We start from the raw sequence: 21848 nt of genomic DNA on the forward strand, positions 1-21848 counted from the left end.
CTTTACCGTCGCTAAGCGCAAAAAAGACCGCCATTTCCCTACAAGGTCAATCGACGGTCTTTTCTGGCTATGTCTCAGGCGTATGAGCCTACAGCTTACAGTATCGGTGATATCTCCAGCAATGCTTTGCGGACGTCCTCCGCGTTAAACACCTCGTCTCCTGTTATGTCTCTCTTAAAGGATAAAAATTGTATAAGTTGATGAACCTGGAATTTGTCTCCAGCTTTCATTCCTGTTAATTCTTGCAGCAGGTCCCTCAAGAGCTGTATCTCATACTCCACCGTAGCCTTCGTTCCATAATTCAGCACGAGCTTCAAGCTGGGGTCCAATATCGCAAAATCATTAACTGCATTCCCTGTTGTTTTATTGACCACCTTGGCCGTTGCTCCAGATTGAAGCGAAAGCTGGCTAAGCAAGGTTCCCACTGTTGTCCCATTCGCGACTCCTATTATTTTATTGCCGTACACAGCGCCAATACTGCCTTTTATGGTAAGAAGCACGGGCCTTAGTACATTTATTTTATATGTGCTCTGAGCACCATTCTGTGCGAGGACCGTCACATTAACATCCGTACTTGGCGAGTTTAAATAAACGCTTTCTGTTACAGAACCTGCAGCCGTAGTTGCAGCAGCGCTCATGCCTGGGTACGTTATGGAGATGCGGCTTAGCGTATCATATACCGCTGCATTAACGGTGATGCTGGTTGCCTTACTGTCAACGGTCGTGGTATAGCTTGTTATATCTTTGGCGAAGCTCGGGCTTAAGCTGGAACCACCACCTAGGGACAAACTGCCTAGTTGAGTATTACCGGATAGCGGATCTGTAACTCTCGTGATACTGAGGTAGTACATACCTTTTGCAATGCCATCCTCAGCCGTAACCAATACAGGTATATTATTGACCCCTGGTACCAGATTTACATGGGCTGTTACTGTGGAAAGCCCAGACACTCCCATTATAGTAACAGTAGCGCCCGGTGATTCAGCTTTGGCTGTAACATTCATGCCATAAACATTGCTCGCTACAGTAGCAGAATACGAATAAATGGAATTCGAAAATACAGGAGTAAGCACGGCTGCATCCGTGGATAATGCGCTCAGCTTGGCATTCATGAGATAGAGAGAGATCGTACCTGGAACTGATACTCCCCCCTCAGTCAATGAGGAAACTCCAATGTATTTTGTACCAGCCGGCAATTCAGTATTATCAGGTATTTGAATTCCGTAAGAGTCTGCTTTGTAATGAAAGTAAGTGTTCTTATAAGATTGCAGCACATGATTATTGTCGTCCATAAAATATATGGCAAAAGCATTGTCATAAACATTTGAATTATAATTCCAGCTCAGATACCCGCTAATTTTATTCGGATCGGGGTTAAAGTCATAGAAATTCACTTTAGTGGGAGCGGTTATTGCAGAATTTGTTATTAAAGGAAAGTTCGTTCGGTTGGAAGTATCATCCGTTACTTGGATTGAATAGTAACTAGAAATCTCTCCATGCCAGTCCAAGGTTGCGATATACAAATCCGGGGCAGATACTCCTACTTGATATTCATAGGGGAGCTCGAAGGAGTACCGCGGTCCACCAGAAGCATGAACAATTCCAATTTGCCGAAAAGCATTGTTGTAACGCTCATAAATTGCATAATGACTGATCCTTGATTCATTCCCTAGTTTATTCCAAGTAATAGTACCTTGAATATATCCGGGCTCCTTATTGGAATCTAGCTGCTGCACATTAAACATAAAGTCGCCAGGGTTATCTCTTAAAGTAATGTATACCGGTGTTTTCTTCTTATCGGCAGAGTCCGTAGAACTTGTCTTATAAAAGCGCAGCTGCTCAGCACCGACAGGGATAGCTGTGTCTGGAACTTCATACCGATAACCCATGCCTCCATTTATTGCAGTCATCTCCAATTTACTCTTTACTGCAAGCGGAGGTACATCCGTTATGATGTTGCCGCTATCATCGGCAAAATACACTTGATAAAAAGAAAAGCTATCATCCTCCATGGAAGGAGCGCCCCATTGGAGAGTACCGGCTACTATCCCTGCAATGAAATTATTATCGTAAAAGTTAGCGTAACTAGAATTTTGCATAGAAATCAATTCAACTGTATACGCCAAATCTCGATCCGTTACACTCAGATTTTTAGAGTAATGGTAGTACTCATACGGCGAATCCTGCACTTTGGTTGTATCTACATGCAGCTCATACTGCCCTGAATCCAGATTGCTGAACACTTTGGTACCATCAGCGGTGCCATTTACAGGATAGATGGGTGCGTCCCAGCTCTCCCCGTTATAATGCATCAAATAAGCATTGTAAGTTGAAGTGGTATCATTGGGATCCAAAATCACCTTAACGGTTATTGAGTTCGATATGTACGCTGCTTGAGCAGCAAAAGGACTCGCCACTAATGCATGACAAACAAACAGCAGCAAAACCATCCATAAAGCTATCATTTTTTTTATATATAAACTTTTCAAAACAATCCTCCATCCGGCACCTTCTCCGTCATGCCTGGTCATTAAGTACATCAATTATTTTAAGTACTAATAGTTAGGATGTCTATACTATTTTCTTCTCTTTTCAGCTGTATAACATATTTTTAGTTCTATAGTCATGAACTCCGGACTTCCCGACACAGAAAAAGAGGCTGTCCCAGAAGAGTATCAGTGAATGAATCAGTCCCAAACTATGTACAAAGACGCCTCCAAAACCACCATGTAAGCGGAAATGGAAGCGTCTTTTTTGTAGGGAAATCCCCATCAGAGTGGGGGTTCGAAAATCGAAAAATGAGTCCGGCCGCTTTTTGGATGTTACTTAAGTGATGGGGCGGCTGCTTTCAATCTAGAGGAGACCATAATTTGTCGGGGCCGCTGCGGAAGGAAAGAAATAGATGGAAATTGTAACGCTAATCCAGCGTGGATATCGCCTGAAATCAATCTAACTGGAAAAACTAACTCTAATAGAGGGGAAATGGTGGATATCAGCCAAAATACGTAGAATTAGCATGAGGAATTCCAGCTATAAGACTTGGAACGCTATTTTCGGAGTAACTAACTTGACATTTTCCTGATAATTGCACGAAGTGCCAGACTGCCATGCAATGCCGTAACCGAACCACGAACCACGAATCCGATACCCGCGATGAGTACGTGCTGGAAAGCGACCTCATCTTATTACACAAGAATATGCAAAAAAGCCTTCAAGTGGAATTGAGGGCTCTTTTGCAACCATCTATTCAGGATACAATGGTGGAGGGGTTGTCTCAAAATGACTTTTGGGACAGCCCCTTCTGAACTCAGTTATTAATTTCGCTGACACTACTTTAATGGAGATATCTCCAGCAATATTTTGCGGACATCCGCCACATCGAACTTGCCGTCTCCCGTAAAGTCTACCTTATTAGGCGATGTAATCAATTGTATAAGTTGATTCACCTGAAGCTTTGTGCCTGAAGGGATTCCTATTAATTCGTATAAAGTATCAGTCAAGGTTTTGAGCTCGTAAGCTGCAGCAACGCGGCTCCCAACCATTAGCACGAGCTTCATACTCGAATCCACAGTGGCAAGGTCATTAACGGCAGCGTCGGTAGTTTTGTTAACCACTTTTGCCGTTACCCCAGCTTGAAGTGTAAGGCTGCTAAGTAATTTTCCTACCGTAGTTCCCTTCGTAATGCCCTCCACCCTGTTGTCTTTCACAACCCCAATGCCATCTTTGATCGTTAGGGTGGGCTTTTGAACATCTAGTGTATAAGTGCCTTCAGAACCATCTTCCGCAGTTACTTTAATCTTAATAGAAGTGGTTGCAGTATTTAGATAGACGGATTCGGTTACACTGCCGCTGGATGGCTTCGGAGAAGCAAGGCCCGATGAGCTAAAGGAAAGCTTGCTACGGGAATCGTAAACTGCAGCTGTTACGCTAATACTCGCAGTATATCTTTCGACGATTACTGTATAGTCGGTATTCTCCTTCGTAAAGCTTGGGCTCAAGCTATAGCCGTCCCCTAAGGACAAGCTTCCCAACTGTATATTGCTTGATAGCACAGGGGCGCTTTTGTTGATGATAAGCGTATAAGTAAGCTCTGTAGTACCATTCTCCGCTTTAACTTTAACAGGAATCCTATTTTCACCTTGGTTCAGGTACACGGTAGTTGTTACTGTTAAAGGTGCAGTCACTCCATTAAGAGTCACTATTGCATTAGCATTCTGAGCCTTGGCTGTTATAACTGTACTATACACACTGCTCGATACAGATGCCGTATAGTTTAGGACTGAGCTTGAAAAAACTGGTGTCAATGCTACCACCGGGTCCGTGGTTAAAGATTCCAGACTTGCATTGCTGCTTGGAACATGTATGAAATCCGAGATGTTAATGACTGCAGGCTTGGAAAGCCCTTCCTCATAACCATTATCGTTATCGAAATAATCCTTCAAGTAGACACCAAGCTTAGTCGCCCCCTCTGGTATTGGAGTGTTAGCTGGAATTCTAAGCGTATACGGAAAGTCGCTATCAGTGGAGCCAGAATAGTAATAATCGTAATAAGCTGACATCAACGGTTCAACCACACTATCATTCTGTCTCAAGAAATAGACTTCAAAATGGTCCTTATAACTCGGGTAAGTCCATTGCAGCTCCCCGCCGATTTTATTAGCAGCAGGGTCAGTATCTGCAAACGATACATTGCCTGGACTTGCAATTCCATCGTGAATATCAGCTGTTAGCCCTTCATGATCAGATATATTGTCAACGAAGGCTACAGATGTATTCAGATTCGAGATTTGATCGCCTTTTGTAATAGCTATGTGATAAATGGGAGGTGAGTCCCATTCATTTAATTCCTTTTTAACAGGGAATGTATAGGTCGTTGAACCTGCTGGGACAGTGGCCACTACCTCCCAACCACCCATCCACTCCTGTTCTCGGAGTATTACGTATGAGCTAATTCCCGTTTCATCTGCCACCCCGTCCCAATAAATCATTCCATCCACTACTCCAAGAGCATGATTGTTATCAATCATGTAAGCATTTCTAGGCATTGCCGTAGGCCGATCCCAAATGTAGGTGAATGCCGGTGTAGCCTTTAGATAAGTAGGAGCGGAGCCTCCTTTAGATTTGTATACCCTGAGTATCACTGCATCTGAAGGAATATCAAGGTCTTGAATCTCTGCATAGATGTATCCGTCGGAATCATATACATTTCTTCCCACTGTTGCAACGGCTTGTCCTACTATCTGCCCATTGCTCTTCTCAAAATACACTTGAAAATCGGTATAATCGTTGTTATCGGGATCATTAGGAGACTGCCATTCCAATACTCCCGAGATTTTTCCCGGTGCGTCATTATCATCAACAAATTCCAGAAAATTGGGCTCTGATATCGATATTAATGTAAAAGGTATCGTTCTACTGTGAGAGAGTATGAACTCGTCATAATATTCATAATACCCTTCCTTAGAGATACTCAATGAATAATGGCCTGGCTCCAGTGCGTTGTAACTATAAGTACCGTTCGACGTAGAGGTAGGCTGGATTACAAATACTCCATCGTTTCTCGACTCTAAAGTGACCGCAGCACCCGAAACTTCTTCATTCGAATTCCAATATTTGAGAGGCACTCTGATAAAAAGATCCTCAATAACATAGCCTGCTCCCCCATTGTCGTAAATCTGATGGATCGACTCTTGGTCAGGCTCGGAATACTTCTTCTTAGTATAAATATCAACCTTGTATTTACCTGATGTCAGATAGTAGGAAGAAATTTCGTGATAATTGTTGCTGTTATCATCCCGACCTTGGGACACACCGTGGGCTATCATACTTCCCCCATTAGCGTCCATTTTATAAATGTCAAAATCGACCTCATTAAACTCCGAATGAATAGGATATTTGTATGTGATATGTAATCGGGTCGGATTCTCTGTATCTGCCGTGATATGAACATCCGTTATGGGCTGAGGAGATGTGTCAAAGTAGGCCAATTCGTACATTTTGAGAGGTACGTTGGTATACTCCAGATCAAACCCTACGCCAAGTACCCCACTTGTATAAGATCCTTGATAGTAATATTGGTTACTCCCAAAGCCCCATACCGTCCCATCCTCCTTATACACAAAGGAGTTCTGGCTTCCTGCCTGGATACTATTAATAGCTGAAACAGACATTAACTTCTCGAAGGAGTATACAGGTTCTTCATAGTCCCTTCCCAGTCTTCCGAAACTTGCATTCCCGGCTCCCCATACGGAGCCATCTGAGAGGAGCATAAGGGTATGGGTGCTGCCCGTACTAATCTCCTTAATGGTTTGGCCTGCAGCAATCGGGACTACCGTTGGACTTGCCTTCTCTGATGCATGATCTCCAGTTCCCAGCTGCCCATTTGTATTAGCGCCCCAAGCATATACGCTACTTCCAGAAACCGCAAAGCTATAGAAAGAAGCTGGTCCCGTCGCGATCATTGAAACATTAGAGAGTGTTGGGATCTCGGTAGCCATTGCCGTACTTGTTGCATTCACTCTGCCCAATGCATCGCTCGTATTTTGACCCCAGGAATAGACCTTTCCATCCTTTAATGCAATAGCGTGATCCATTCCTGCTTTAATTTGGGTAACGCCAGTCATAACCGTCCCTGCATCTCCCACAACCAATTTCGGGATCATGGCTTCAGCAACACTTGGTGAACCTTGCCCTAGCTCATAATGATTGACGTTAGCATCATCATAACCCCATGAGTACACTTGACCTTCAGCAGTCAGCGCTAAGGCAAAGCTGCTTCCAGCAGCAATGGATATGATATTTTTATCAGACAAGCCTTCTACGATAGTTGGACTTGTAATGACACTGCCTGATGTATCCGACAGCTTGTACTTACCCCAAGTCCACACTTGTCCATTCTCTGCGAGTGCAACTGTGAAGTTACCCCCAACGGCAATATCTTTAATCTCTGGCAAGTTCTCTACCTGTACGGGATACTTGTTATGAGCTGACTTATTGTTGCCAAGCTGACTCTTATCATTTACCCCCCATGCCCAAACTGTTCCGTCATCACGCAGTCCTACTGTAAAATTACTGCTGGCGCCGATTTTTTTCGTTATATGTGATGCAACAGCTTGCGCGACAAAAGAATTCGATAACCAAACACCTAAAATAACAAGCAGCATTGCGGGTAGCAAAATAACAATCCTTCGATTCCGTATGGCTTCCAAGTTCTTCCCTCCGATATCCTAACTCTATTAAATATTAACTCTACTAATTATTGTATTTTTAAAATAAACGGTTGTCTATGTGTAATATCTCTCTTTCTGGCTTGGTTTTCATATAATGGGAATCCCTTGGTTGACACCGGCTCCCCTTGATGTTATGTTGAAAGTTGTAAAGGCATTCCGCGAATTACGTGGGGTGCCTTACTGTATTTACAAATACATTTTACATTTAATGTTAGTTATAGATGAGGAGGCAGATGCTTATACTGGTCTAATAAGAAGAAATACGAGTATTAGTGATAGTTTCAAAAAAATAGAACATAAAGGATGATAATTCAATATGATACAAGTCAAGGAATTTGTGGATTCAGATACGTCTTTAGCCGAGAAAAAGGCTAATGTTTTTTTAGCAGAGCTTCAGGACGAGCAAGTTATAAATATTTGTTACGGATCAATGACCAAACCAACAGCATCAGGTATGAATGCACAAAGGAGCACGATCTTAGTTACTTATAAGACAATCAGTAAACAAGGGTAATGGTAACGGAGAATGAAGTAAACAGAAGATACAGGATCTTTTTCAAATCAATTTCTATTGCAGGTTCTCTTCTAATTGTGATTTCTTCGATTTGCTATATAGTTTATATATTTTTGAAATAAATTCCTGTATGGAGGTCGTCATGAAATTATTACTGATTTGTCAAATAGTCCTCGTAAAAAGTGGAATATTCAACAAACCGTAGTAATCTGCTTGCCGGAACAATCGTCCTAAATAAGCCTATGAAAACAAACAAGCAGCCTTCGCCTTCATGGCGGAGGTTGCTTGTTTGTTTTCATTGAAAATATCTTTTTACGAAGGGCTTAGCGCTATAAATACCCACAATTGTTGTACATAATTTCCTGAAGCTTTACATCAATTTCCCCGGAAGAAATCTTAAGCTGATAAGTTTCATTAATTTTGGCCATCAACAGCTGCAAACCGATAGGAGATAAGAAAGATATCTTGTTGCTATTGGGCTCTGCCTGATGAGGGAAAACGATCGTATATGAATCTGTGAACCCGTCTTCCAAATAACTGATTTTCATTCGACTGCCTATTAGCACAGTAGAATTCAGGCTTTCTTCGTTAAATTCGCCAAGTATTTTTTCAAGTGCCGCGGAATAAACGGACAGCAACAGCTCGATTTTACTTCTTTCCTTAGCCGAATTAGGGAAATATTGATCCAGGAAATCTTTTTTCTGCTCATCAAAATAAACAAGCTGATTAATCAGCTGCGTCCGTGATCCCTGCAACAGAAGACTATGGCTCATAGTAGATTTCCCCCCCTATGCGAAGCTGCTCCATTGTGACGAAGAATGCAAGCTTTTTCATATATGCTCCTCCTTGTATAGAAATAAAGGCCTCCCAATGAGGGGGGCCATATAGGTATCTTACCAAATATTCAGGGTATATCCAAGAAAGCATTTTCATTTCATTCATTTAGCCAGTGCAACTTGAGGAACTACAGCTGCCGGAGCACCCAAACTTAACCATGCTTGAGCTGCTGCAATTCTTGCTAACGGCACTCGAAATGGCGAACAGCTTACATAATCCAAACCAGCCTGCTGGCAAAAGAAGATGGATTCCTTGTCGCCGCCATGCTCGCCGCAAATCCCCGTTTTCAATGCAGGCTTCGTATTACGCCCCTCTTTCACAGCCCACTCGATAAGCTGCCCCACTCCTTCGGCATCGAGCACCTGAAATGGATTTTTCGGCAAAATCTTGTGATCCACATAATGGGCAAGAAACTTGCCTTCTGCGTCGTCCCGGCTGTAGCCAAATGTCATCTGCGTCAAATCATTGGTGCCGAAGGAGAAGAAATCGGCATGCTTAGCAATAGCCGCTGCAGTTAGTGCAGCTCTCGGCACCTCAATCATCGTACCTACCTTATAATCCAGGCTCCGTGTTCCAAGCACAGCTTTGGCCGCTTGATCTACAAGCTCCCGCATACGCTGCAGCTCATTAGCATGACCGACAAGAGGAATCATAATCTCAGGGATTACGGTTATTCCTTTGTTAAGGCACGCTAAGACTGCGCGAAAAATAGCAATCGCCTGCATCTCATAGATTTCCGGGAATACGATCCCAAGACGGCAGCCCCGGGTTCCCAGCATCGGATTCATCTCCTGAAGATTCCGCACCTTTCTTATTAAAGCTTCGGTTTTCTTCCATTCATCCTCAGCTTCTGCAGCTGCATGGCTACCGGCTCTCTGCCGTTCTTGATGCAGCAGCAATTCCTCCAGCTTGGGCAAAAATTCATGCAGCGGCGGATCAAGCAGCCTGATCGTGACTGGCAATCCATCCATAGCTTCGAAAATCCCCTCAAAATCACTTTGCTGCATAGGCAAAAGCTGGTCTAATGCCACTTGGCGGCTCTCCGTGTTATCCGCAAGAATCATAGCCTGCACGACAGGAAGCCTGTGCGGCGACATAAACATATGCTCCGTGCGGCATAACCCGATCCCTTCGGCTCCGAACTCTCTTGCCTTGGCTGCATCCTCCGGCGTATCTGCATTCGTCCGCACCTTCATAGACCGGACCTCGTCCGCCCACTTCAATAGCTCCAGCAGCTCGTCGCTCATCTCCGGCTCCTTTAGTGCAACAACGCCGGAGATTACCCGTCCTGTAGCGCCATCCAACGTAATCCAATCTCCTTCATTGAATGTCCTTCCGCCCGCTGTAAACTGGCGAGCCTCCAAATCTATGTGAACCTCTTCACATCCGCACACACAAGGCTTGCCCATTCCTCGGGCTACTACCGCCGCATGGCTGGTCATACCGCCTCTGCTTGTGAGAACTCCTTCCGCCGCTATGACCCCATGAATATCTTCCGGAGTCGTCTCCATGCTTACCAGTACGGAATGTATACCGGAACGGCCCCATTCCTCAGCGGTATCTGCATCGAATACAACCTGCCCCATGGCAGCTCCCGGCGAGGCGGGAAGGCCTGTAGCAACGACATCCAGATGCTCTCCATCTTCTATCGCCCTATGCAGCAGCTGATCCAAATGCTCCATCTCTATTCTTTGCAGAGCCTCTTCCCTGGAAATAATCCCTTCTTTTACCAATTCCACAGCCAGCTTAACGGCAGCCTGCGCCGTACGTTTTCCATTACGGGTTTGAAGAATGAACAACTCCCCTTTTTCAACTGTAAATTCAATGTCCTGCATATCCTTATAATGGCCTTCAAGTCTTGAAGCAATTAGGGATAGGCTGGTGTGAATCTTGGGCATATCGGAATTAAGCTTCGCTATGGGAAGAGGTGTGCGCACACCTGCAACTACATCCTCCCCTTGGGCATTCGTTAAGTATTCGCCATAAAGCAAGTTTTCTCCAGTTGAAGGATTACGCGTGAACAGAACACCCGTGCCGCTCTCTTCACCCATATTTCCAAAAACCATAGATTGAATATTAACCGCAGTACCCTGTTCATCGGGAATCGAATATAGCTTACGATAAATAATAGCTCTTTGATTATTCCAGGAACGGAACACCGCCTCTACCGCAAGCTGCAGCTGTGCATATACATCTTGTGGAAATTCCTTGTTAGCCTTCGATCGGATTACAGCCTTATATTGAGTAATCAATTCCAGCCACGCTTCCGCCGGAACCTCTTTATCCGTGTGGACTCCATGCTTCTCCTTCAATTGATGCAGCAGTCTTTCAAAGTAAATTCCCTCTATGTCAAAAACCACATTGGCGAACATCTGAATAAGCCGCCGGTAGCAATCATAAGCAAAACGTTCATTACTTGTATGCTGGGCTAAAGCTTGAACGGTCACATCATTCAACCCAAGATTCAGTATCGTATCCATCATTCCGGGCATCGAACTCACAGAGCCTGAGCGGACCGATACAAGCAGCGGATCGCTGCTTCCACCAAACTGCTGGCCTTTCCTTTGCTCCACCTGCTTTAAGGCTGCACGTATTTCGTCGAACAATCCTTCCGGCAGCCTTCCCCCGTTAGCATAATACTCCCGGCAAGCGTCCGTACTCACTGTAAAACCTGGAGGCACAGGCAATCCGATGTTTGTCATCTCCGCCAGATTGGCGCCCTTCCCCCCAAGGAGCTTTTTCATGCCGGCATGGCCTTCTTGAAAGTGAAGCACTCTTTTATTATTCATTGATAAGTTCCTCCTGATTGTTCTTCGCGCCAATGCCGGAGCAGCTGCTTCTCTTACAAACGGTATAGTAAGTAGTCACTTTTTCTGTATCTTGAGTCGCAATAACTTCCCCGCAATGCTTGCAAATAATGACTCCCAGCTCCAACTGCTGCTTGCCTACAATTTGATTCATTAGATTCATAAGATACCCGCTCCTTTAGCAATTTTGTTGGCAAGCATAGCTGCCACATCGATAACACGACAGGAATATGCCCACTCGTTGTCATACCATGCCAGCACCTTCATTTGATCTCTCGTTACCATCAAAGAAGGTCCATCAATAACAGCTGAATACTCACTCCCTATAAAGTCGGAAGAAACCAGAGGCGTATCCACCATGCCCACATATTTACTCATTTCACCAGCTACAGCCTTCTGCAGTACTTGCATGGCCTCATCGTGTGTAACGACTCTACCGAGCTGTACCGTTAAATCCACCAACGATACATCAGGGGTCGGCACCCGAATAGAAATACCTTGAATAATGGGAGCCAAATGCGGCAGCACATCCGTTAAAGCTTTCCCCACCCCCGTAGAAGTGGGAATTATCGATTGTGTACAAGCTCTCGCTCTACGCAAATCTTTGTGCGGGTTATCCATATGATTCTGATCGCTTGTAAAAGAATGGACGGTTGTCATCCAGCCGCTCTTCACAGCAAAGGCTTTGTCCAATATATGCAGAAGCGGTGCTACACAATTGGTAGTACATGAAGCGGCTGATACAATCCGGTGCTGATCAGGATTGTATCTGCTGTCATTAACCCCCATCACCACAGTTAAGTCCGCTTGCTTCGAAGGGGCTGTAATAATTACTCTTTCGGCACCTGCCGCCAAATGCTTTCCCGCTCCCTCACGATCTGTGAACTTCCCTGTTGCATCGATGGCGATATCAACACCCAGCTTCCTCCATGGAATGAATGAGGGATCTCTTTCATTCACCATTTCAATGACATTTTCGTTAATGAACAGCTTTCCATGTTTAACCGTTATATTGGCATCCCAACAGCCATGTATGGTGTCATATTTCAATAAATGTGCCACCGTTTCAACCGGGTATGAACAGTTGATTGCTGAGATGGCAATACCGCTTCGTTCATCTGATAATGCCTTTCTAACAAGCAGTCTGCCGATTCTACCCATCCCGCTAATGCCAATTTTGCTGTTCAAATTATCACAACCACCTTTTAAAAATTATGATATATAATACATACCATATAATTATATATGATGCAATAATTAATTTGAACCTTTATCAATATGACATACTTTAATTTATTTTTGACAATTATGTGTTATCTTCTCTAGCTATGCCGCTTTTCAGCATGTTATAATCTGATCGAAGCGTATTCGGTGAAGCTTCAAGCCAACCTTGAAATTTCGGAGGAACGACATTTTGCACAAAGTTACGGGAGCCATCGACAGTCAAACCAGGTGTACGCATTATCATAGTGAATTGGACATAATAGCCATTAAATTCAAGTGCTGTGACACCTACTACGGATGCTATTTTTGCCATGAGGAAACGGTTAACCATGAGGCTGTTGTATGGCCCAAGCTGGAATGGCACACCAAAGCTATCCTATGCGGACATTGTCAAACAGAGTTATCTATACATCAATATTTGAATAGCGGCTATGCATGTCCTTCATGCAAAAGCTCATTCAACCCCGGCTGCAGCAACCACAACCATTTATATTTTGAGTCAGCGTCTGAATAGCAAAAAAACAGCGAAGACTTCCCATGCCACTAGCCATTAGCAGCATGGGGAGCTTCGCTGTTTGCGATCGCTTTATTTCAAACTCCGTGAAGTTCTGGCCTAAGCCTTCCACTTCAACAATTCATCAATGATTTGATGCTGGCCTATAGGCGTCCAGCTCATCCCAACCCAATTCGGAACTTCCCGGGTTTGATTGTTCCTAACGGCTTTCATCCCACTCCATGAGGTTGTTTTCTGAACCTCCGCAAATAATTCAACCTCCTCCGCCAGAGGAAGATGCTTATACATGTACAAAAAATCCGTTTCAAAGGGCGGCAAACTCCCTAAAGCAAACTGCCTGTTCCGTTCGCCGAGAGGGACACAGCTGCCCGGCCTCAAGTTCAGCTCATTGTATAACAGTTCGTTAAGAGGATGATCCACTAATCCCTGTACCCTGATTATTGTACTGTACAGACGAATGAAGGACACCGTCTCCTCTCCTATAGTTTGAGCCAAAATGTTGCGGGCATATTTCACCTTCAGCTCCAACTGGCTGAAGTTTTGCTCCGCCTCCTTCTCCCTTCCGACCAATTCGGCAATCTTCATATGGTTAACACGCCAATCAAAGGAAAAATCCAAAATAACAGTGGGCGCGATTTGCTTTAATTGCTCCTGAAAGGGCAGATGCCTGTAATCTGCGATAATTAGATCGGGATGCGCTTGACGCATCTCATCCAGTTGAGCCTCCATGAACCGTTTATTTTGCTCATCCGTGCAATTTCTGTATGTATAACGGTTCATTTCAACAAGCGGCTCGATGCCTAAAGATCGCAAGTTATTCTCATAACGGAAGCAGGAAGCGACGGCCACCTTCAGCTCCCTCCTTTTGACATACACGGTTGGAGAAATTCCGACAGTACGTTTGAACATTCGGCTAAAGTAGAACTCGTTGCCGAAGCCAACTGAATCCGAAATTTCCTTGATCGAGCAATCCGACTGCTGCAGAAGCTGCTTCGAAGATTCGATTCGAACATGATTTAAATATTCAACCGGCGATACGCCCATTGCTTTCTTAAAGCTCCTCGAGTAGGAAGTCGGAGTTAGTCCCGCTATGTCCGATAAAGCCTCCAGCTTAATTTTATTTGTAAAATGTTTATGCATATAACTGATGCTTTGATCTATTCCCTTGCTCTTCTCCTCTATTTCATCCTGCTCCGGCAAATCCTGCAGCATCAGATAAATAAGGCTTTGGAATAGCAGCTGCAGCTCAGAAGGACTTTTCGACCGAGCTTTACTTTCCTCATGCAGCTGCTTCACACGATCGAGCTTTTGCTTCACATTTTTCAGTTGAATTTTGCCATAGGGGAGTAGAGAGGTCTGTTCAGCATGGGTGCTCCATGAGCCTTTATGTTTGGAAATAGTCACTCTGCTTAAGACCAGCATGTAATATTCGGCCATGTCCGAATCCAACAGCACTTCGACAGCCATTTGGGGAGTAAGAAAGAACGCTTGATTAGGAGTAATTTGCAGAACTTGATCATCTATACGCAGCATTCCTTTACCTTGGGTCACTATACACAGGACATCGCCAGGAATCTTTTGCAAGCGTAAAGTGCTGTTTTTTTTATAACGGCGTTTATGAATTGAAGAAAGGAGTACAAGGGGATATCTTTTGGGGGTACCTGGCAGCATATGCAGCCTCACCTTCCTGTCCAAGGTCTCTTGGTGGAAACACAGCAATAAGTGTCCGTCTGCTCTCGTCTATGGAAAGCAAACCGGACACTTGAAGACGGTATTTTCACCCATGCCAACTATGATAATCATTATCAATTAGTATAGCTGGTTTCCGGGCATATAGGAAGGACTAATATTAGAGAATTCTCATCGCTGCTTTAAATGAAGCCAGGAACTAGGAACTAGGGCTACTCCGAATCAATGATGGTCAGCAGCTCCTCAGCTGGCTTGCGCGGCTGTACCGGAGGCACAGATGCCGGATAACCAATATGCAGGATACCGACTATTTTCTCACCTGGCTGTATACCAACCGACTGATGAAACTTGGGAGCATAATTGTAATTATTTGTTTTCCATACAACTCCGAGACCCTGCTCCCATGCGGCTAGCTGAAAATTCTGAATCAAAGCGCATACCGCCCCGTAATCCTCATCCCATTGTTTCTGACGCGGGTCCTCCTTCATAATAACGACCAAATGCGCAGGCACCTTCATAAAGTAATCCCATTTATGCTGTCCGTACTTCACCTTATCTTCAGCGGAATAGGTCTGGATCATCGCATCAGCGAAGGCTACTCTTCCCTCTCCCTTATAAAGTATAAATCTCCAAGGCTGCCTATTGCCATGATTCGGTGCCCACACCGCTACATTCAGCAGCTCCTGCAGCAGCTCAGTCGAGACCGGATCGTTATTGAATGCTCTAATGCTTCTTCTCTCTTTGATCAGATCTACAATGGATCCCGCATATTTCATTTCTAATAAACTCATAATTGTCCCTCCCTAGTAGTTTTGCTTTAGCAAAATTTGCTTCACACGCGACTGTGTTATCTTGAATTTCGTTTGGTGTACAGCAAATAAATGAAAAATGGCGCGCCGACGGCCGACGTGAACACACCGACTGGAACATCCAGTGGAAGGAAGAACGTCCGTCCTGCAAGATCCGCAAATGTCACAACAATCGCGCCTAATAAGGCGGACACCGGGAGCACGCTGTCGAAGCTTGCTCCAACCAGCTTGCGCGCCATATGAGGCGCGATTAATCCAACAAATCCAATGCCTCCTGCAACTGAAACTGCCGAGCCCGCTAGAGCTACGCTGACCAACAGCAGCAACAGTCGGTTAAATTCGACCCGGCTTCCCGCACTAGCCGCGATATCATCACCGAGTTGGCCAATATTGACATGACGAGCCAATATAAATGCGATCGGAATGAGGATAAGGGTCCAAGGCAAGACGGTCAGAACATTTTCCCAGTTGGAGGCGTAGATCGACCCTGTCAGCCATAAATAAGCTTGACCGGCATCGTTCTTCGGGCTAAAGACGATCATCATCGTTGTTGCAGCGGACATGAGGGACGACATCCCGATCCCAACCAGGATAAGGCGAATGGGCGTTACTCCTTTTTTCCAGGCAAGCAAATACAAGAGAATGGCGACAATCCCGGCTCCGAGCATTGCGGAGACAGGCAGCAAGCGAACATTTACAACACCCGATAAGTAAGTAATAAACGATACTGCGGCGACTGAAGCGCCTCCCGTAACCCCCATAATATCCGGTGATGCCATAGGATTGCGGACAATACCTTGCATGATCGCTCCTGCTGCAGCCAAAGAAGTGCCAACAAGGATGCCGACTATTATACGTGGCAGGCGAAGCTTTTGAATGACCATCGTATAATCGTCTGCTCCCACTCCCAGCAAGCTGCGGACGACATCCAGCGGTGAAATGTACATCTCTCCGATGCCAATACTAATAACAGCAATAGCTATACAGGCAACAAGCAGTGCAAACGATATAAGAATTGTTTTCTTATGAATTAGAAATGAAAGCTCTCCGCGTTTGAACCGAAAGGGAATATGCTGCTTCATGATTTAACCAGCCCCCTCCGCGCAATATAAATAAAGAACGGAGCCCCGATAATCGCTGTCATAACACCGACCGGCATTTCCTCGGGAATCATAATAAATCTCGCGCCTATATCAGCAAGAATCAACAGAATAGCTCCGAGAACCCCACAGTACGGAATAACCCAGCGATGATCGCTTCCAACAATAAACCGTGATATATGCGGGATGACGATACCGATAAAACCAATCGGACCTGCCACGGAGACTGAACCTCCTGCCAGTACAATAACAATGATTCCTGCCGCTACTTTAACGAAGATCGTCTTCTGTCCCAAACCTTTCGCAGCATCCTCACCCATCATCAGCAGGTTCATGTCTCTTGAAATCAACCATGCAGCTGCCCAAGCCAAAGCCATATAAGGTAATACGGCTAGTAAATTGTCAGGCGAACGGCCTGCAATCGTGCCGGTCAACCAGAACAATACGGTGTTCAAGCCTTGTTTGTTCAATACCAGAATTCCCTGAGTAAAGGATGAAAACAGTGCGGTCATCGCCGCACCTGCCAATACGATCTTCAGCGGAGTTAATCCGTCTCTCCCAAGCGAGCCCAGAATATATACAATTACCGCTGCTGCCGCAGCACCTAGGAATGCAACCCACATCAGCACCTGCATGGAAGAAACAGACAAGGCTGTTGCTGCTACAACAACCAGGAAGGTGGCCCCCGCATTGACCCCAAGCACGCTGGGTGAAGCAAGCGGATTGCGAGTCAAGGTTTGCATAAGTGCGCCAGCGATCGCGAGGCTCGCTCCAATAGCTGCCGCAATACAAGCACGTGGCACTCGAGTTGTTCGAATAATGATCTGTTCGCTGATCGCTTCATCGTAATGGAAGACCGAAATCCAAGCCGTATGTAGATCATAATTAGCTGCTCCGAATAAGATGCTTGAGATCATGCATAGGACCAGCAGCAGAATACCAGCCAGCAGCCCCGCTGCTTTCCCTAGATTCGTTTTCATAAAATTAAGCTCATTCCCTCGCAATGCGTCCTATTTGATTTCAAAATATTTGTACAAATCATCCAGCAGCGCTTTAGCGGCAAGAGAGCCGCCAGACAAATTCCAGGTAATCGCATCCACCTTGAAATATTTCCCGTTCTTCGCGCCTTTCAAGTTTTTCCAGAGCGGGTGGGAGGTCCATTCGTTCAGGGTTTTCTCTGTAGACAGGTCACTCGCGCTCAACTGGGTAACATCGAAAATATAATCCCCATCCAATTGCGCCATCTGCTCTTTGGAGGTGATAGAAAGGTACGTCTTCCCTTCCACAATTTGCGATTTGGGCCGTCCCAAACCAAGTTCCTTAAAGATACTTCCGGCAAACCCCGTACTATAAGCACGTGCGCTGCCATCCTTCTCAAAACGAATGATTGAGACTTCCGTTTTCGCTAAACGGTCTCCCGCCTTTTGTTTAAATTCGGCAACTCGTTTATCCCAATCGCCAATAATTCTTGCGGCTTCATCATCCTTGTACATCGCTTCCGCACTAATTTTTAGATTGTTCTTCCAATCGAACAGCTCTTCCATAATAATAGTCGGTGCGATGCTGGAGAGCTGCGGATATATCTTTTCATGGCGTGACTTCTGTCCGATAATCAAATCAGGCTTCAACGCTATAATGGCCTCTACATTGGGCTGAATTTCATCTCCAAGATTTTTGACCCCTTCCATATTGGCACGCAGGTACTGGTACCACGGTCTTTGATCCCAGGACTCCACGGCCCCAACCGGCTTAACTCCCAGATTGATGATGATATCGTTCATACCGTTGAAGAGCACCACGACACGTTCCGGCTTTTTCTTCAAAACCGTTGTGCCCATAGCATGCTTGATTGTTCTTTCGGCGGCATCAGATTTGCCTTGGTCCTTCGATGCAGCAGGATCAGCGGATGCAGCCTTTCCACTTGTACTTGAAACCCCACTCGGCGACACGGCTCCACAAGCGGTAACGGCCAACGAGAGTATAAGAATTATGATTATTTTTAAAGCCTTCATTCACTTCTTCCTCCTTGTACAGCTAAGCAAACATCAATCATTGAGAATTATTATCAATTATAAAAGGTCGATACCCCATTGTACATGTCGGATTATATCCGTTTCGTACACTTAATTTATCTGTCCCCAACAAAATATCCCCACAAAGTGGGTCTTGCTTCGAAGTTGATTCAGATACTTTGCGGGGAGCCCCAAAACATATAAAGCTATATATGCAAAAAAAGACCATCAAAAGCATGGCCCCGCTAGCCATACTCTTAACAGCCTTCAAAACTAACAATCATGTAGGGACAACCTTATTTCCATGGCAGAAGCTTTCGCTCAAGCCACTGCAGCCCACGGTTAAAAAGAAGCCCTAATAAAGACAAAATTAGAACACCAACCATTAGCTTTGTCGTAATCATCAAATTCCCGTAATGAAGAATCATCGAACCGACACCTTTTTGGGCTGCGATCATCTCCGCCGCTACCAGCAGCAGCAGGGAAGTTCCAGCCGCAAGCTTAAGACCGGCAAAAATCATCGGCAAAGCTCCTGGAAGAATAACCTTCCGAATAACATTCAAATGGCTGGAGCCGAACGTAACTGCCGCTTTAATCCAAATAGGATCGACATTCTTGACTCCCGAGAACGTATTTATTACAACCGGGAAAAATACACCTAATGCAATCATAGTGAATTTAGGGGTTTCCCCGATACCAAGCCAAAGAATAATCAAAGGCAGCAAAGCGATTTTGGGAATCGGATAAATCGAATACACGACAGGAGAGAGTATAGCGTCCACCCAACGCGAAAATCCTAAAATGAGCCCGAAAATAATACCGCAACCAGCACCTATGGCATAACCGATGGCAATCCGGTATAAGCTAGCCAGTATGTTTTCGTGCAGCTCGCCACTTGACAGCATTTCCCACCCGGCTGCCAATATTAGGGAAGGCGCCGGCAAAAACAACGGCGGGACTATTTCCAGGCGACAGACCAGCTCCCACAGAATTAAGATTCCGACAATCCCTATAATAGAAGCATAACCCGGAATCTTTTGCTCCAGGAAGGACACGCGATTACGGATAACATGGCGCTGCTCTCGTCCTTGCGCTGAGGCTTGGGCGGGATTCGCGGCGGCTTCTCTTGATGTTTGATTCATTGCCTATCCCTCCTTCAGCGCTTCTTGTGCATCATGCCGGATTAGCTGCCAGATTTCATCGGCATAACGTTCAAAAGCAGCACGATGCTGCTCTTGATCCCTTCCCATCCTTGGCAAATCAATCTGAATCACTTCTTTGATTTGTCCTGGATGACGGGAAAGCACAATAACCCGATCAGCCAAATAAACGGCCTCCTGAATATTGTGAGTGACATATAACGTACTTAATCGGGTGCGATTCCAAATGGAAAGCAGCTCCTCTTGCATCAGCGTTCGTGTCTGAGCATCCAGCGCCGAGAATGGCTCATCCATCAGCAGCAAATCAGGTTCAACGGCAAGAGCCCTCGCAATGCCTGCACGTTGGCGCATTCCTCCCGATAGCTGCTTCGGATAAGCCGATTCAAATCCGGTGAGACCCACAAGATCAATGAAGTGCTGACCTTTCTCCCGCTGCTCCTGCTTGCTTGCCCCCTGCTCTTCCAGACCGAATACAACATTTTCATAAACCGTACGCCAAGGAAAGAGCGCAATCTCCTGGAAGACAATTCCTAGCCGGGGCTCCTTTTGAGAGGTCATCCCTTCAAAGTACACCTCACCGCTGGATGGGGATAATAGACCACCTACGATGTTCAGAAGTGTAGACTTCCCACAGCCGCTAGGGCCGACCAATACAACAAACTCCTGCTCTTCGATTGTAAAGTTGATGTTTTGAAGCGCAGTAACTTCACGTTTCTTCGTGTCAACGAACCGCTTTTCCACGTTGTTTACGACGATTCTCATGATATTATTTCCCCAGCTTCTGTAAGGCTTCATCCAATAAGCTGGTATTAACAATCCCCGCAGGATCAATTGCTTTGTCAATCAGCTTCTCTTTAGCATACCAATCCGCTTGTGTCTTGATATCAGTCGCCAAGAGTTTGCCGTCTCTATCCATGTAAGGAAGCCCCTGCTTCACATTTTCTTCAGGCTGGTCTGTATATTTGGCAACAATTTTGACAACCTCATCATAATTGGCGCCAGGTACGATTTTACCATCCTTTTGAACAAGCACCGCGTCATAGTAATAACGTGTAGCCTTAGCATAAGCCTTCAAAAAGCGTACCGCTGCATCTTTATTGCCTGCAAGCTTAGGCGAGAAGAACAAACCGGATGTTTGGTATTCAATTTCATCCCCTACTTGTGCTACAACCTTGCCATATCCCTCTTTCACCACAGCGGTGATATTCGGTTCATTAAGCATAACCGCATCAACCTGCTTGCTTTTGAGAGACTCCATCAATCCTTTAATGCTGTTCAAAGGCACCAGTTCAACATCTTTAAGTGTCAAGCCATGCTTCTCGAGAAGTCTTCCTACCATATAATGGTAAGTAGATCCAGTCTGAGTAATCCCGATTTTCTTCCCTTTTAATTCATTTATAGCTTTAATAGCCGAATCTTTGGGAACCATTAAGGCCGTGGACGAATAGCCCTTTTGTTCTCTTCCTTTATCAGCCACGATAACAAGCTTTTGACCTCCGGCTACCATGTTGTATAAGCTTGCTGTAATTCCGGTAGCGCCTACATCTACACTCCCGCCTGCCGTAGCCACTGCAATAGGCTGTGCCGCGTCAAACCATTTAGGCTTAGCCTCAATATTCTCTTCCTTGAAAAAACCTTTCTCAATCCCAATAAATAAAGGGGCGGAGCTAGCTAGCTTGAGCATGCCGATGTCCACCGAAAGCGCTTCAGCTTTTGCTGGTGCTGCTGCATTCTCTGGTGCTGCGGCTTCTTTTTTTCCACAGCCGGCCAGAGCGGTCGTTACCAAAAGTACCGCGGTTAATGCGAGAAGTGATGCTTTTTTCATTTCTGTGTACCCTCCAGTTTTTCATTGTTGAATTAAATCCTATAAGGATTCGACAACGCCATTAGGTTTTCCTGCGAAAATTCTTATTTTTATTGAACATTGTTTAAATAATTAATCTTAAAAAATCT

The 21848-nt window shown here is 45.1% G+C and carries 17 protein-coding genes; 2 read left to right on the forward strand and 15 right to left on the reverse strand.

What is annotated here, in order from left to right:
- Positions 1 to 95: 95 nt before the first annotated feature.
- Together ACFQ0C_RS04345 and ACFQ0C_RS04350 are read right to left on the reverse strand one after the other, a co-directional pair.
- A complete protein-coding gene (locus tag ACFQ0C_RS04345) occupies positions 96 to 2489 on the reverse strand; it encodes a cadherin-like beta sandwich domain-containing protein (RefSeq protein ID WP_379364320.1) in 2394 nt (797 codons plus the stop codon).
- Between the two features lie 840 nt (positions 2490 to 3329).
- Entirely contained in the window at positions 3330 to 7208 is a 3879-nt protein-coding gene (locus ACFQ0C_RS04350) for a cadherin-like beta sandwich domain-containing protein (RefSeq protein WP_379364322.1), read from the reverse strand.
- Positions 7209 to 7545: 337 nt separating this feature from the next.
- Between ACFQ0C_RS04350 and ACFQ0C_RS04355 the strand changes: the two genes are divergently transcribed.
- The gene (locus tag ACFQ0C_RS04355; RefSeq protein WP_258214214.1) at positions 7546 to 7743 is read left to right on the forward strand and encodes a hypothetical protein; all 198 of its coding nucleotides are present in this window, start codon (positions 7546 to 7548) and stop codon (positions 7741 to 7743) included.
- A gap of 329 nt (positions 7744 to 8072) precedes the next feature.
- On the opposite strand, the gene ACFQ0C_RS04360 is transcribed toward ACFQ0C_RS04355, so the two are convergent.
- The 5 genes from ACFQ0C_RS04360 to ACFQ0C_RS04380 all read right to left on the reverse strand — a co-directional run bounded on the left by ACFQ0C_RS04360 (position 8073) and on the right by ACFQ0C_RS04380 (position 12975).
- A complete protein-coding gene (locus ACFQ0C_RS04360) occupies positions 8073 to 8516 on the reverse strand; it encodes a GreA/GreB family elongation factor (protein ID WP_379364324.1) in 444 nt (147 codons plus the stop codon).
- Positions 8517 to 8681: 165 nt separating this feature from the next.
- Positions 8682 to 11369, reverse strand: coding sequence for a pyruvate, phosphate dikinase (gene ppdK / locus ACFQ0C_RS04365; protein WP_379364326.1), 2688 nt, complete (start codon positions 11367 to 11369; stop codon positions 8682 to 8684).
- A complete protein-coding gene (locus tag ACFQ0C_RS04370) occupies positions 11362 to 11550 on the reverse strand; it encodes a GapA-binding peptide SR1P (RefSeq protein ID WP_379364328.1) in 189 nt (62 codons plus the stop codon). The genes ppdK and ACFQ0C_RS04370 overlap by 8 nt, the downstream gene beginning before the upstream one ends.
- On the reverse strand, positions 11547 to 12575 hold the full coding sequence (gene gap, locus ACFQ0C_RS04375; RefSeq protein ID WP_379364330.1) for a type I glyceraldehyde-3-phosphate dehydrogenase: 1029 nt from the start codon (positions 12573 to 12575) through the stop codon (positions 11547 to 11549). The genes ACFQ0C_RS04370 and gap overlap by 4 nt, the downstream gene beginning before the upstream one ends.
- 118 nt (positions 12576 to 12693) lie before the next feature.
- Positions 12694 to 12975: a hypothetical protein gene (locus ACFQ0C_RS04380; RefSeq protein ID WP_379364370.1), complete on the reverse strand. Its 282-nt coding sequence runs from the start codon at positions 12973 to 12975 to the stop codon at positions 12694 to 12696.
- Between ACFQ0C_RS04380 and ACFQ0C_RS04385 the strand changes: the two genes are divergently transcribed.
- A complete protein-coding gene (locus ACFQ0C_RS04385; RefSeq protein WP_379364368.1) occupies positions 12862 to 13125 on the forward strand; it encodes a CHY zinc finger protein in 264 nt (87 codons plus the stop codon). The two genes, ACFQ0C_RS04380 and ACFQ0C_RS04385, sit on opposite strands and share 114 nt — an antisense overlap.
- Before the next feature lie 99 nt (positions 13126 to 13224).
- Here ACFQ0C_RS04385 and ACFQ0C_RS04390 read toward each other — a convergent pair whose 3' ends face one another.
- From ACFQ0C_RS04390 to ACFQ0C_RS04425, 8 genes are all read right to left on the reverse strand, one after another.
- Positions 13225 to 14796, reverse strand: a complete 1572-nt coding sequence (locus ACFQ0C_RS04390) for a helix-turn-helix domain-containing protein (protein ID WP_379364332.1) — start codon at positions 14794 to 14796, stop codon at positions 13225 to 13227.
- A gap of 230 nt (positions 14797 to 15026) precedes the next feature.
- A complete protein-coding gene (locus tag ACFQ0C_RS04395) occupies positions 15027 to 15605 on the reverse strand; it encodes a nitroreductase family protein (protein ID WP_379364334.1) in 579 nt (192 codons plus the stop codon).
- 56 nt (positions 15606 to 15661) lie between these two features.
- Positions 15662 to 16705, reverse strand: coding sequence for a FecCD family ABC transporter permease (locus ACFQ0C_RS04400; RefSeq protein ID WP_379364336.1), 1044 nt, complete (start codon positions 16703 to 16705; stop codon positions 15662 to 15664).
- Entirely contained in the window at positions 16702 to 17703 is a 1002-nt protein-coding gene (locus ACFQ0C_RS04405; RefSeq protein WP_379364338.1) for a FecCD family ABC transporter permease, read from the reverse strand. The genes ACFQ0C_RS04400 and ACFQ0C_RS04405 overlap by 4 nt, the downstream gene beginning before the upstream one ends.
- 30 nt (positions 17704 to 17733) lie before the next feature.
- Positions 17734 to 18735 carry an ABC transporter substrate-binding protein gene (locus ACFQ0C_RS04410; protein WP_379364340.1) on the reverse strand — a complete coding sequence of 334 codons (1002 nt, stop codon included), beginning with the start codon at positions 18733 to 18735 and terminating at the stop codon, positions 17734 to 17736.
- 296 nt (positions 18736 to 19031) lie between these two features.
- On the reverse strand, positions 19032 to 19877 hold the full coding sequence (locus ACFQ0C_RS04415) for an ABC transporter permease (RefSeq protein ID WP_379364342.1): 846 nt from the start codon (positions 19875 to 19877) through the stop codon (positions 19032 to 19034).
- A 3-nt stretch (positions 19878 to 19880) separates the two neighbouring features.
- A complete protein-coding gene (locus tag ACFQ0C_RS04420) occupies positions 19881 to 20657 on the reverse strand; it encodes an ABC transporter ATP-binding protein (protein ID WP_379364344.1) in 777 nt (258 codons plus the stop codon).
- A 4-nt stretch (positions 20658 to 20661) separates the two neighbouring features.
- Positions 20662 to 21720: an ABC transporter substrate-binding protein gene (locus tag ACFQ0C_RS04425; protein WP_379364347.1), complete on the reverse strand. Its 1059-nt coding sequence runs from the start codon at positions 21718 to 21720 to the stop codon at positions 20662 to 20664.
- Positions 21721 to 21848: the final 128 nt, after the last annotated feature.

The sequence above is a fragment of the Paenibacillus sp. GCM10027630 genome (assembly GCF_042676305.1).
Taxonomy (GTDB): domain Bacteria; phylum Bacillota; class Bacilli; order Paenibacillales; family NBRC-103111; genus Paenibacillus_S.

What these genes read in the sequence shown, in the direction of transcription:
- ACFQ0C_RS04360 (WP_379364324.1), bottom strand. Translation starts at nt 8,516, where the DNA reads ATGAGCCATAGTCTTCTGTTGCAGGGATCACGGACGCAGCTGATTAAT.
- ppdK (WP_379364326.1), bottom strand. Translation starts at nt 11,369, where the DNA reads ATGAATAATAAAAGAGTGCTTCACTTTCAAGAAGGCCATGCCGGCATG.
- ACFQ0C_RS04425 (WP_379364347.1), bottom strand. Translation starts at nt 21,720, where the DNA reads ATGAAAAAAGCATCACTTCTCGCATTAACCGCGGTACTTTTGGTAACG.
- ACFQ0C_RS04410 (WP_379364340.1), bottom strand. Translation starts at nt 18,735, where the DNA reads ATGAAGGCTTTAAAAATAATCATAATTCTTATACTCTCGTTGGCCGTT.
- ACFQ0C_RS04405 (WP_379364338.1), bottom strand. Translation starts at nt 17,703, where the DNA reads ATGAAAACGAATCTAGGGAAAGCAGCGGGGCTGCTGGCTGGTATTCTG.
- ACFQ0C_RS04420 (WP_379364344.1), bottom strand. Translation starts at nt 20,657, where the DNA reads ATGAGAATCGTCGTAAACAACGTGGAAAAGCGGTTCGTTGACACGAAG.
- ACFQ0C_RS04390 (WP_379364332.1), bottom strand. Translation starts at nt 14,796, where the DNA reads ATGCTGCCAGGTACCCCCAAAAGATATCCCCTTGTACTCCTTTCTTCA.
- ACFQ0C_RS04400 (WP_379364336.1), bottom strand. Translation starts at nt 16,705, where the DNA reads ATGAAGCAGCATATTCCCTTTCGGTTCAAACGCGGAGAGCTTTCATTT.
- ACFQ0C_RS04415 (WP_379364342.1), bottom strand. Translation starts at nt 19,877, where the DNA reads ATGAATCAAACATCAAGAGAAGCCGCCGCGAATCCCGCCCAAGCCTCA.
- ACFQ0C_RS04395 (WP_379364334.1), bottom strand. Translation starts at nt 15,605, where the DNA reads ATGAGTTTATTAGAAATGAAATATGCGGGATCCATTGTAGATCTGATC.
- ACFQ0C_RS04355 (WP_258214214.1), top strand. Translation starts at nt 7,546, where the DNA reads ATGATACAAGTCAAGGAATTTGTGGATTCAGATACGTCTTTAGCCGAG.
- ACFQ0C_RS04370 (WP_379364328.1), bottom strand. Translation starts at nt 11,550, where the DNA reads ATGAATCTAATGAATCAAATTGTAGGCAAGCAGCAGTTGGAGCTGGGA.